7 protein-coding genes are annotated in these 12,981 nt (G+C 62.9%); 4 read left to right on the top strand and 3 right to left on the bottom strand.

Features of this window, described 5'->3' with window-relative positions; genetic code table 11:
- The first annotated feature begins 2 nt into the window (after positions 1–2).
- The gene (locus tag METLW4_RS25575) at positions 3–1,271 is read left to right on the top strand and encodes a PepSY-associated TM helix domain-containing protein (RefSeq protein ID WP_018268086.1); all 1,269 of its coding nucleotides are present in this window, start codon (positions 3–5) and stop codon (positions 1,269–1,271) included.
- Between the two features lie 663 nt (positions 1,272–1,934).
- Here the strand turns inward: METLW4_RS25575 and ltrA are convergent.
- The 3 genes from ltrA to METLW4_RS0120370 all read right to left on the bottom strand — a co-directional run bounded on the left by ltrA (position 1,935) and on the right by METLW4_RS0120370 (position 6,096).
- Entirely contained in the window at positions 1,935–3,194 is a 1,260-nt protein-coding gene (gene ltrA / locus METLW4_RS0120380) for a group II intron reverse transcriptase/maturase (protein ID WP_018268084.1), read from the bottom strand.
- Positions 3,195–4,003: 809 nt separating this feature from the next.
- On the bottom strand, positions 4,004–5,422 hold the full coding sequence (locus METLW4_RS25570; protein WP_018268083.1) for a sensor histidine kinase: 1,419 nt from the start codon (positions 5,420–5,422) through the stop codon (positions 4,004–4,006).
- The gene (locus METLW4_RS0120370) at positions 5,419–6,096 is read right to left on the bottom strand and encodes a response regulator transcription factor (RefSeq protein WP_018268082.1); all 678 of its coding nucleotides are present in this window, start codon (positions 6,094–6,096) and stop codon (positions 5,419–5,421) included. Before METLW4_RS0120370 ends, METLW4_RS25570 begins: the two co-directional genes overlap by 4 nt.
- A gap of 534 nt (positions 6,097–6,630) precedes the next feature.
- Here METLW4_RS0120370 and METLW4_RS25560 point away from each other — a divergent pair.
- The 3 genes from METLW4_RS25560 to METLW4_RS0120355 all read left to right on the top strand — a co-directional run bounded on the left by METLW4_RS25560 (position 6,631) and on the right by METLW4_RS0120355 (position 12,590).
- Positions 6,631–8,997 carry a TonB-dependent siderophore receptor gene (locus METLW4_RS25560; protein ID WP_018268081.1) on the top strand — a complete coding sequence of 789 codons (2,367 nt, stop codon included), beginning with the start codon at positions 6,631–6,633 and terminating at the stop codon, positions 8,995–8,997.
- A 129-nt stretch (positions 8,998–9,126) separates the two neighbouring features.
- Positions 9,127–10,380, top strand: coding sequence for a PepSY-associated TM helix domain-containing protein (locus METLW4_RS25555; protein ID WP_018268080.1), 1,254 nt, complete (start codon positions 9,127–9,129; stop codon positions 10,378–10,380).
- 47 nt (positions 10,381–10,427) lie between these two features.
- Entirely contained in the window at positions 10,428–12,590 is a 2,163-nt protein-coding gene (locus METLW4_RS0120355) for a S46 family peptidase (protein ID WP_018268079.1), read from the top strand.
- Positions 12,591–12,981: the final 391 nt, after the last annotated feature.

Raw genomic sequence — 12,981 nt, 5'->3', positions numbered from 1 at the left:
CGATGGGCCGCGCCTTCTGGATCGCGCTGCATCGTTGGGCGGGGCTGGCAATGGCGGGTTTTCTCGTCATCGTCGGCCTCACCGGCAGCGTGCTGGCGTTTCGCGAGCAGATCGACGTCTGGCTCAATCCGCAGCTTCTGACCGTCGCGACGCGCGACGTCCCGACGCTCGATCCCCTCGAGCTGAGAGCGCGCGCGGCCGCGCTCTATCCAAGCGCGCGCATCGACGATGTGTCGCTCGATGTCGAGCGGGACCGTTCCTACATGGCGCGCGTCTGGATGAAAGAGGAAGGGGAAGGCGGTTCGCTGATCTTTCTCTATCTCGATCCTCATACGGGAGAGAGGCTCGGAACGCGGACATGGGGCGTCGTCTCTCTCGATCGAAAAAATTTGCTCTTCTTTCTCTATCGCCTCCATTACACGCTGGCTCTGCCGCCCTTCACCGGAAGCTTCGGACGCTATCTGCTCGGCGTTACCGCGCTCGTCTGGACGATAGACTGCTTCGTAGCCTTCTACCTCACCTTGCCGCCGAGGCGACGCGACTGTGGCAAGGCGTCCTACGCTGCGAAATCCTGGTGGGATCGGTGGCGACCGGCTTGGTGGATCAAATTCGGCGGCGGCGCATTTCGCATCAATTTCGACATTCATCGCGCCGTCGGCCTATGGACCTGGGCGATGCTGCTGGTCTTCGCTTGGTCGGGCGTCGGGTTCAATCTCGATGAGGTCTATCGGCCGACAATGAAGGCGCTGTTCGGCTTCGCCGAGGTTCCTGCCGCTCTACCGGCGCTGGCCGAACCGCTCGAAGCGCCGTTTCTCGACTGGCGCGCGGCTCGCGCCGTCGGGCGCAGGTTGCTCGACGAGCAGGCGCGTCGAGTGGGCTTCGTCATCGAAAGCGAGGCGCTTCTCACTTATGATCGCAGCCGCGGCGTATACGCTCTCGACGCGCGCTGCTCGCCAGAGATCGCAGCGAATACGCGAGCAATGGTCGTTTTCGACGCCGACTCCGGCGCTCTGCGCGCCGCGACCTGGCCGGGAGATTCCGCCGAGAGAGCAGGAAATTCGATCGGTCGATGGCTCGCGCGGCTCCATACCGCTTCCGTCTTCGGCCTGCCGATGAAGATCCTCGTCTGTGCGATGGGCTTGGCGATCTGCGCACTGTCCGTCACCGGCGTCTACATTTGGAGGAAGAAGAGGAAGGCGCGGCGCTTTCGTAAGACGCGGGGCGTCTCCGCCGGTGGCGCGCCGCGGTCGGAGACTACGACCGCCGAATAGCCATGGTATTCGAAGCTGTTGACGGCTTCGCTGAAGGCCTATGGCGACATTCATGTAGACAAGTAGATTCCGACATGACTGACATTGTTCGAGACATGAATTCTCGCAACGTCGATCGGACGCGCGCGCCGCCGACATTCGCCGACTGATGGATTCGCTTCGACTATGCCTGCCTCTCACGGCGCTTCTGCGGAAACGATGGCTGCCGTCGTCGACCGCGCGAGCGCCGGGCGCGGACTGCCGACGCAGAGTGACCGATGTGTTCGACGCCAGGGACGCCTTCGGCCTTTTGCGCCCGTCGAAATCGGCGACGGCGTCGAGCCGGCAATCTCCCCCTATCGCCGAGCTCGCCTTTGAACGCTGGCATCCGATCGCGCGCAGCGTGTGTCGCTGACTGAACGCCGCAAACACCACAACCGTCAGGGCACGAAACCCGCCGCGGAACCTTCCGCCGAGCCACGCGGGATACAAACGTCCATATCCAGCCGATCCGCCACCGCGGAGGTCCGCGAAACAAGGCAAGCCAACCTACGGTTCGCGCAGGTCGCATGGCCGGATACGGCGCGACCTCCCCATTTCGGACGGCGAAGGGGGATCTTTGTCGAGTCGCCCGGAGGAATTTCATCCCCGGGCGCTCCTAGAACCGTGCATGAACCTCTCGACTCACACGGCTACCGATGTTCGGCCGTCGCCATGACATAGAGGCCAGTGGGCGAAGAGTTGGGGGTTCGCCCGACGTAGCCGGTCGAACCAAACTCGCGCCCCTTTGGTCTGATGGCGCATCCGCTTGAACTTTCGGCGCGCCCATCGAATGACATAGGCGTCGATCCTCGTCAGGGTCGGACGCAATTGCGTCTTGTAGAAGTGGCTGTAGTAGGTGACCCAGCCGCGAATGCACGGGTTGTGCTTCTCGGCCAGCTCTTGCAGGGACTTGTCGCTGTGATGATGAAGCGCCCATCGCCGAACGGTCCAGCTGATAGCCTTCAACGCTTTCGGACTGGCGGCGGGCATGAAGCTGTGGGCGGCCCTTCCACCCCACATCACCTTCCGGGCTCGAAACTGAAAGCCCAGGAAGTCGAATGAGATGATAGGAAAGTCGCCGCGCCGTTTCACATCCTTGCAATAAACGATCTTTGTCTTTGCAGGATGCAGCACCAGCTTGCAGACAGCAAGACGGCCCGCAAGCGCGCTCCATTGCGCTCGCGCCTCTTCGGCGCTTCGGCAGTGACAAATGGCGTCGTCCGCGTAGCGCTCGAATGGGACGTGCGGATAATTCCGCGTCATCCACATGTCGAAAGCATAATGCAGGAACAGGTTCGCGAGCAGAGGCGAAATCACCCCTCCTTGCGGCGTTCCGGCCGTGCGCGGCACGACCCCGCCGTCCTCCATCTGCGCTGGCGCCTTCAGCCAGCGCTCGACATCAAGCAGCACCCATGGGCAATCCGTATGTCGGCGGACCGCTTTGAGGAGCAGCTCCCAATCGATACTGTCGAAGAAGAAGGCGCGCACATCGAGATCGAGCACCCAGTCGTAGCGCCAACAGCGCTGGCGAGCTTGGCGCACGGCGTCGATCGCAGATCGTCCGGGCCTGTAGCCATAGGAGTCAGTGTGAAACACCGGCTCCAGAATGGGCTCCAGATATCGACGGGCGACCTCCTGGGCAATGCGATCCGAGACTGTTGGAATACCCAACGGCCGCGTCCCGCCATCCGCCTTCGGAATCTCGACCCGCCGCACCGGCGGAGGAAAATAGCTCCCCGACGACAGCCGGTTCCAGAGCTTGTAGAGGTTGCCCGAAAGGTTGGCCTCGAACTCCGCAATCGACTGTCCATCGACTCCAGCCGCTCCCTGGTTGGCCTTCACACGCTTGAAGGCTTCCCAGACCTCCCGTTTAGGGATGTCGAACGGCTTTACCTTGTCCACGGACTCCTCCCGTCGCCGGTTGGCCCGCGGCCTCGGCTGAACAACGCAGCCCCTTCGCTCCAGTCCCATTACAGAACCTTCATCACTACTACGGGCTGCTCCGTCCCTGTGCTCCGCATAGCTACTCTCACCCTCGCGGTTGGAGCCGCTTGTGGCTTGTCGCTTCACGCCATCGGCGTGACGGAGCCCAGGTTCTCACGTTCCATACGAAAGCCTGGTCGAGCTTCGCGCCGCCTACATGCCGGATGCCGTTCGGGCCGTATCAGGTATCTCCCGAACTTATCCCGGAGGAAGGGTCACCCCCCGGTTTCGACATCGCCTAACCGCTTTCGACACTTCATCGACGGTTTGCTTTCGCTCGCCTCTCTCGACCTTGCCTGCCGGAATCATGTCCCGGCGTTTCCGCAACGCTCACAACCACGGCTCTTGACCGAAGCTGCTTGCGGTGGCTTGAGATCGGCACCTGATTGCCGAACTCGAAGGGCCCTCCTTCATCTCTCGTATAGTTGAGCGCCGCCGATACTCGCGACAGCGCGCTCGTGACACACGACCCAGCGCGGCCGCCTCCTGCCGACGGGGCCAACGTCTGGTTACGTCGATAGCCGACATTCCCGGCGCCCCAGTGGCGCCGATGCTACAATATGACAATATTTGCCTAACCGTACCACCGCGACCTTCACAGCTGCGGTGGTGTTCTTGTCGATGCATGCGCATCGGCCACGATCGCCGGGATCGAATTATCGGATCAACTCAGGAAAGATCCATTCGAGTGAAGTCTCTGCAACTCGAGGAGACTGAAGCTCTACGAGCTACGTCGGCAATGGCGACGCGATCGGCCTGCCGAAGACTACCGATGATGGCGTCGAAACGCTCGCGAACGCGACTTCGAAGGTCGCTCCGCCGCCGGGCGTCGACGTCACCAAAATCGTTCCCGCATGTAATTCGACGAGTTCTCGCACGATCGAGAGCCCCAGCCCGGTTCCTCGGGACTGTTCGTCCTTGCGCCAGAACGGCTCGAATATTTTCGTTCGCTCGTCGGACGAAATCCCTTCGCCATGGTCGACGACCCTGATGGTCGCGTCGCCCCGCACCTGCACGAGGACGGTCCCACCCTCCGGCTCCGCGCGCAGCGCATTGTCGATCAGATTGGCGACGACGCATTCGAGCGCGCGTCTGTTTCCGCGCACGAGCACGGTCGACGAAGGAGGATCGAACTCTATGTTCCGCCGGTTCTCGATGACGAGCGGCATATAGTCGGCGACCATGGCCAGGACGACCGCGCCGAGATCGAGCTCCTGATCCATCGCGCTTTCGGCATTGGATATTCGCGCCGCCGTCAATAATTGCTCGACGATCGTCTGAATGCGGCGCACGTCGCGCTTGAGCTCCTTGGTGAAGGCCGCGTCGTCATAGGTTTCGAGGCGCGCGCGCAAGATGGCGATCGGCGTGCGCAGCTCATGCGCCGCATTGGCCGTGAAGCGCCGCTGCATGGCGACGCCCGCCGAGAGCCGATCGATCGCCTCATTGACCGCCGCGACAAAGGGCGCGACCTCGCCCGGAATACCCGCTTGGGGAATTCGCTGATCGAGGGAGTCGAGATCGATTCGTGACACTTCGGCAGCGGCCGCGCGCAGCGGCGCCAGCCCACGCCGCACCATCAGCCATGCAACGGCCACCGCGCCGAAAATCATCGGTGAAGCGGAAAGAAGCCCAGGGACGGAGAAGAGATTTCCGACGACAAAAAGCAGGTCGCTCCATTGAAACGAATAGCCATACACCGCAACGAGCGTATCCTCGAAAGGCGGCGGCGTGCGGTAGGCGTATCCGCGAGACTTCTCGTCCTCGTCGCCGCGGATGTGAAATCGCAGCGAGGCCGCCTCGATCGGCCCCAGAGCGGCGAGCGCCGTGGCGAGCTCGGGCGAGGAGCCTCGCGCGACGGTGCGCGTTCTCGCGTCGATTGCAGCGATGCGTAGCCTTTGCTGCTCGGCCATATAGGCGCGCAGAGCGGGCGAAATCTCCAATTGCACCGAGCCGTCCGCGGCACGGGCGAGCGAGCCCACGACGAGATCATAGGCGCGACTTTGCGCCCAATCATTGACGGTCATGTTCGACGCCGGCCAGACACCGGAGACGGAAATCAGAAAGGTGAAAAGCGGGATGGCGCCGAACGCGATCACCTGCGCGCTCAGCAGAACGACGACGAGCCGAAGCGAGAGCGAACTTTTCACGTCGATTTCTTCAAAAGATAGCCGATCCCGCGCGCTGAATGAATCTCGACTCCAGCGCAATGATCGGACAGCCGACGGCGAAGGCGCGAGACGAGAATGTTCAAGGCGTTGCCCTGAATGTCATCGTCGAACCCGTAGATTTCGTCCATCATCGATGTGCGCAGAACGACCCGACCGGCGTTGCGGACGAGCGTCTCCAGCAACGCCAATTCACGCCGGTGCAGAACGATGGATTCCCCGTGGATGCGCGCCTCGCGGGCGTCGAGATCGAACGAGAGAGCGCCGATGACGACAGGCGGCAAACGCTCTCCGCCCGGACGTCGAAGACAGGCGCGGACACGGGCCATCAATTCGTCGGCGTCGAAGGGCTTGGTGAGATAATCGTCGGCGCCGGCGTCGAGGCCGTCGATCCTGTCGTTCACGGCGTCGCAGGCTGTGACGACGAGCACGCGCAAACCCGGCTGCAATTTCCGAATCTCTGCGAGCAGCGCCATGCCGTCTCCATCGGGAAGCCGTCGATCGAGAAGCACGCAAGCGTATGAATGCGCCTCGAGCGCGCCGTGCGCCTCGGCGAGCGTGCGCATATGATCTGTTATGAACCCTGATTTGCCGAGCTTGGCGGCGATCACGCGCGCCATCTCGGGTTCGTCCTCGACGAGCAATATCCGCGTCACTCGACCCTTCCGCCTCGATGGTCGCACTCAGCAAGAGCAATAATTGCGGCAAATTTGTCTCGACGCCAGCAAAAACCGCCGCGCCGCCGTGATGTTATCCTCATGAAAGCTTAGAACGTTAATAGTTGCGGCGCGACGGAGCCCGGGCGAGAGGCCAAAGATAGGCGATGCGGCGGAACAAAGCGCGAGAATGCGGGAGGAGCGCCACTGGAGCGCTCATCCTCTGTCTGTTGGCGTTGCGGTTGCTGTTCGGCGCCGCCGCGCCGGCCGTCGCCGCGCCCTCGCATGGACCGTCTTCGGAGCTCTTGCCTCTCGCCACGCAATCCTGCGATCACGTCGACGGAGCCACCGGAGGCTCCTCCTCGCACGACGAGCGGCGTCATTGCGACGCGTGTTGCCCCTGCGCCGCATGCGGACATACTCTCGCCGATCGCGTCGCGACCCACGGTCCCGGATCGGGGCTCGCCAGCGCCGCGGCGCGACGCCTGTTCCCCATCGACGACGTGGCCCCGGCGCGGCCGGATTCACTCGATCGTGGCTGGTCGCAACGAGCGCCTCCATCTTCTCCGTGACGCCTCGCGACGGCGTCGGCTCTTCCGCTCGCTCATCTCTTCCGATCTGCTGCGCGATCGACGCGCCAATGAGAGTCTTCCCATGTCCAGCTTCGTTTCAGCGCGCGGCGTTTCCGCCGGCGTCCTGACGCTCGCCCTGTTCTCCTCCGCCGCCGCGTCGCAGGAGTCGCTGCCGACGATCGAGATCGGCTCGACGCCGAGTTCCCGCCCAGCTCCCCGATCCGAGGACAAAGCCGGATACCGGCCACAGAACGCCTCCACGGCCTTGAAGACGAACACACCGGTCATGGAGACGCCGGCCTCGATCCAGATCGTCCCGCAGCAGGTTTTGCAGGATCAGCAAGCGACGACCATCGCGCGCGCCATCGAGAATGTCAGCGGCGTCGTCGCTCTCCCGCCGTTGGCTGCCGGCGGCGTCGAGCAGTTCTACATTCGCGGCTTTCAGACCTACGATTATTATCGCGACGGCGTTCGCATGAACAGCATCGAGCAGAACTCCGGCGCCGAGACTCTCGTCAATGTCGATCGAGTCGAGGTCTTGAAAGGGCCAGCCTCCATCCTCTACGGGCGCGCCGAGCCTGGCGGCGTGATCAATCTCGTGATGAAGAAGCCGGAGGCCGTTCCCTTCTACGCCGTGCAACAGCAGGCGGGCTCCTGGGGATCCTATCGCACGACGGTCGACGCCACCGGGCCGATCACGAAGGACGACACGCTGCTCTATCGCTTCGACTTCGCCTATGAGAACAATCATGATTTCTTCCAGTTCTCGGGCAATCGAAATATCTATGTCGCGCCGAGGCTGCGCTGGAACCTCGATGCGCAGACGCAGCTCGACGTCTATCTCGACTATAAGTCCGCAGCCTTTCCCAAGGGCTACGCCATTCCCGGCCTCGTGGCCAGCCAGACGGCGTCCCGTGTCTATGGCGCGCGACCCCTCTCTTTCCTGCCGCGCGGCTTCAATACGTCCGATCCATGGTCGCGCGGAAATTCCGATGATGTGGTGATGGGATATCAGTTTTCGCGTGACTTCGCCGAAGGCTGGAACATCAAGCACAAGTTCCAAGCCGAGATCGTCGATCTGACGAGCCAGACCGCCGCGGAGCTCGGCATAAACATCTTCAAGCTCCCGTTTCTGGACCGGGCGACTTCTGCCGATCGCGTCGCCGTCGCGCTGCCGGCATGGCATACCCACACCTATTTCACCAATGTCGACGTGACCGGAAAATTCGATCTGCTCGACACCAGCCACACGATGCTCGTGGGGGGCGACTTCCAACATCTCGACGTCAACGGCTACAATCTGACGCCGAGCCTGAACTTCTCCTGCTTCTGCTATATTCCGCCACTCAATTTCAATGCGCCTGTTCACACCTCCTATCCGACCTTCGCCTATGATCCGACCACGCGCAGCGACACCGCCTTCCGAGAAAATTGGTATGGCTTCTACCTTCGGGACCAGGTGAAGCTGCCGCATGACTTCTTTCTGCTCGCCGGGCTGCGCTATGATCATTCCACGACCTACAATGTCGTGAAGCGGCAAACGAATGACGATTCGCAAAAGGTCTCCCCTCGCTTCGGCCTCCTGTGGCGTCCAATCGAAGAGCTGAGCCTTTATGGATCCTATCTGACCAATTTCGGCGGCTCCAACGTCGGCGCCAAAAATCCGATGCCGCCGCAGACGGCGGAGCAATGGGAGGTCGGCGTCAAGAGCGAATGGTTCGACAAGCGCGTCACGGCGACGGTCGCCTATTACAATCTCATCAAGCAGAATATACCCGCCCCCAATCCCGACCCGCTGCTCGCGGCCCAGGGATATAGCGTCGCGGTCGGCGAGGTGCGCAACCGCGGCGTCGAGCTCGATGTCGCGGGCGAGCTGCTCACCGGATGGAAAATGATCGGCAGCTATTCCTACATCGATTCGCTCATCACCAAGGACAATGGTCGCGTGACGGATTCCAATGGCGTTCTCGTCAGCGTGACGGGGAACAAAGGGCACACGCTCTTCAACGTGCCGCGGCACAGCGGCAGTCTGTGGACCACTTATGAATTTCAGAGCGGCGATTGGCGCGGACTGAAAATCGGCGGCGGAGTCGTGGCGCGCGGCATCCGCCAGGGCGACAACGCCAATGACTTCCAATTGCCGGGCTATGCGACGATCGGACTGATGGCGGGCTATGACTTCAAGCTCGACGGCGCCACTGTGAAGCTTCAGTTTAACGTCGATAATCTCGCCGACACGAGATATTACCCCGCCGCCTCCAGCGCAGCATTCGCAATTTTCGCCGGGGCGCCGCGCAGCTTCAAAGGGTCGGTGCGCGTCGAATATTGATCGCGGCGTGTGATTCTGCGGAAATGTGGGGAGATTAGACCGGGCGACGCGCGGACGTCGCCGTCGCCCGATTGTCGAGACATTGCCGAGACAAGACCCGTCGTCGATGCAGAGCGAGGGAGGACCGAGATGAGCCTCGGCCAGATCAGAACCGGGGAGGCGGCGCCGACGACGGCGCACGCGCGGAGCAAAGGGCGATTGCGCCGCTTCTCGACATCGGCGCATCGATGGATCGGGCTCGTCGCCGGGGCCTATCTCGTCCTCGCCGGTCTGACGGGAAGCGTCCTCGCTTTCTGGCAGGATATAGACGAATGGCTGAACGCCGAGACGATGCTCGTCGAGCCACCCTCCGCCGACTCCGCCTATCGGCCGCTCGCGGAAATTTTCGCCGCGGCGCGGGAGCATATGCCGCCGGACGTCGCGCCGGGATCGAAATTCCCGATCTTCATGAAGTTTCCGAGTCATCGCCGCGGCGCGGTCTGGGTCGCCTATATCACCGGCCTTCCCGACAAGGGCGAAAAGCCAGATCTTTCGAAGATCGAAGGCCGCACGATCTTCGTCGATCCTTATCGCGCGAAGGTCACAGGCGAGCGTCTTCAGAACAAGATGAGCGATCCTTTCGCGCAGCCCTTCGTCTATCTGATGATGAGCCTCCACTGCGCGCTGCTGTTGGAGCCGTTCGGGCGGATCGCGATCGCGGCGGTCGGCATGTTGCTACTCGTCTCGACCGTCGTCGGGATCGCTCTCTGGTGGCCGTCGCGGGGCAAATGGAAGACGGCGCTCGGCGTGAAGTGGAGGGCGGCTCCAGAACGGCTCGTCTACGACATTCACAAGACCGTCGGAGCGGCTCTGGGGATCGTTCTTCTCGTCTCGATCTTTTCCGGCGTCTATATGAATTTCAAGGCGCCATGGCGCGCGCTCGTCTCGCTCGTTTCTCCGGTTCACGAGCTGCCGATGAAGGCACGATCGGAGGCGGCGCAAGGGCGTGCGTCGCTCGGCCCGGATGCGATCGCCGCCGTCGCGGACGGAGTTTTTCCCGGCGGCTATTTGCAAATGCTGCAATTTCCGGTTGGTCCCGAGGGAACCTTCGTCGTCGGCAAGCATGCCGACGACGAGGTCAACAAGGCCGGCGGCGGCCGCATCGCGATCATCGACCAATATAGCGGAAGAACGCTCGCATCGCAGGATCCCCACGTCTTCACGGCAGGCGAGCGCTTTCTCGAATGGCAATATCCACTGCATTCGGGCGAAGCGTTCGGCGATGCGGGGCGCGCCTTCATGGCCGTCTTCGGCGTGGTTCCGCTCGCGCTCTATGTGACGGGCTTCATCCGTTGGCGGCAGAAGCGCCGGGCGCGCAAGCGCATGGAGCAACGCCGCGCGTGACCCTCCCGTGGAAATGGCGGCAGGGATCGCACAGCCGGAGCTATCTCATGACATTCTCGCCCTGTCTTCGTCTGTCGCTCGCTCTCGGCCTCCTCGCCTGGGCGGGAGCCGCGTCTCCCCGCGCCGAGGAAGGCTTTTGGCTTTTCTCCGAGGCGCCCACGGAAAAAATCGCGCGCAAATATGGAATCCATCTGACATCGGAATGGCTCGATCGCCTTGAGAGGTCGACAGTCCGGTTCAACATCAAGCGCTTCGACGTCGATATAGGTGGATCGGGCGCCTTCGTCAGCGCCGATGGGCTGATCGTCACGAATCGCCATGTCATTCCTCGCCAATTCCTCGAGGCGATATCGACGCCCGAAGCCGATCCTCCGGGCGACGGCTTCGTCGCGCGGAGCGAGCGCGAAGAGCGCGAAATTCCCGGCCTCTCACTCGACGCAATCGTCGCGAGCGCCGATGTAACGGCGGAAATCGCGGCGCGCATCAAAGCGACCGGGCGGCGCATTGAGGATGAGCGCAGCCGCCGCGAGGTCGTGGAAGAAATCGAGAGAAACGCCTCCGACGCGCCGGGCGTCGTCGCGGAAGTGGTCTCGCTCGATTCGGGCGCGCGCGACATGCTCTATGTCTACCGACGCTATTCCGACATACGGCTCGTCTTTGCTCCCGAAGCGGAGGCCGCGCGGCGGCCCGGCGATCACCCGGCGCCGTCGTTCGACGTGGCGCTGGTGCGGGCCTATGAGAACGGCAGCCCCGCCCAGGCGTCGCAATTCCTGCGGCTGTCGCGCCGTCCTCTCGCAGAGGGCGATCCGATTTTCATCAGCGGCGCGCCGACGAAATCTAGCCGCCATCTCTTCGCCGCCGAGCTCGAGGCGCAGCGCGACATCGCATTGCCGCGCTGGGTGAGAGCCTATGCGAAGCTGCATGACCGGCTCGCCGCCTTCGCCGCAGGACACGCGGAGACGGCACGCGCCGCGGCGCCGCTTCTCGGCGCGATCGGCTTTTTTCGGCGGATCATCGAGGATCGCCTCGCATCGCTGCAAGACAGATCGTTTCTCCACTCTCGACGTCAGGAGGAGAATGCAATTTTGAAAACCATCGGCGAACGCCGAGACGAGCCGTCGGCGGAAGCTATTCGAAATCTCGCGTCGAATGTCGCGACGCATGCGCAGAACATCTTTCGAGGCGAGCTTCTCGCGTTCGGCGGGCCGCCGCCCTGGCGAGGGCAGGTCGTCACGCTGCCCTATGGCGTCGAATTGGCGGGTCCGCTCTATTCCTTTGGCAATATACTACTGAAGCTGCGGCGGGAGCGAGAGCTGTCGGGGAAGGAACACAGCGACGGCTCTCTCGTCAAAGAGCGCGTCGATCTCGAGAATTGGCTGCTCCGGGCTCCAAGCATAGATCCTGACATCGAAGTCGTGCGACTCGGATGCTTCTTCGAGACCCTCATCGAGACATTCGGGTCGGACGATCCGATCGTACAAATCGCGCTCGCTGGCGCGTCTCCGGCTGAGAGAGCGGAGAAGCTCGTCCGCGGCACACGGCTCGGCGACCCGGGCTTCCGCCGCGCCTTATACGTATCCGACAGCGCGCATTTCGATGCCGCCAGCGACCCCCTGCTCGATATGTTGCGCGCGCTCGAACCCGAAAACGTGCGCATCGCGGACGCCTGGCGCGAGAGCGAAGGACGTCTCGAAGCGGAGGGAATGCGCGCGCGGCGGGCGGCCGCATCGGCTCGGACGGAGAACAGCTATCCCGACGGAACGCGCAGCGCGCGCTTCGGATTCGGAATGGTGGCGGGCTGGGTTCGACAAGAGAGGCGGATCCCCGCCGTCGCCACGCTGGCCGCCTTTTACGACCGCCGCGACGGCAGTGATTTCTCGGACGGTCGACGCGCCCCGCCGCCGCGCTGGGCGCTCGCCGCCGACAAGATCGACCGCGAGGTCGCGCTCGATTTCGTGAGCACCGCGGATGTGGTCGGCGGCAGCTCTGGGAGCGCGACGGTCGACGCCGAGGGGCGGCTCGTCGGAGTCGTGTTCGGCCCCGGCGCCATCGAAGGCGCGATCGCGGCCGACGTCGCCTATGCAGCCGGAAAGCCTCGGCGGACCGCTCATGTCTCTGCGGCCGCGCTCCTAGAAGCGCTCACGCGTGTCTACGATGCGCCCCGACTCGTGGAAGAGCTGCAGAGGACGACTGCTGAACGCTCCCCGTGAAGGTTGCTGCGCAATTTTTGCGGATAGCCGCGCGAAGAGGTTTCGCATTTCATGAGGGTCAGGCGGCCCGCGCCGAGTTCCAGACTTCGGGCGCAGTTTTCATCGAATTCAAGTCCGTGCACCGCCTCGACGCTCAGCGAGAAGTCCACGCGCTGCACTATATGTGACGGCTGATATCACTCGAGCGTGATTTTGCGCATCACTAGACCTTCAACCAGGCCACGGGATACGGGGCGAACGTCCACGAACTCTCAGGAAAGCAGACCTTCGGTCGGTGCAGGTCGAATGACCGTTGATGGCGCATCCTCGCCATTGTCGTGGTTCCGATTGAGCTGCGATGAGGACCGTAGCGGCCGATCGGCGGACCTTTGATCCCCGTGTGATGCTCGAT

This window comes from Methylosinus sp. LW4 (assembly GCF_000379125.1).
Classification (GTDB): Bacteria; Pseudomonadota; Alphaproteobacteria; order Rhizobiales; family Beijerinckiaceae; genus Methylosinus.
The sequence above is the reverse complement of the archived record's forward strand: the minus strand, read 5'-3'. Positions and strand labels throughout refer to the sequence as shown.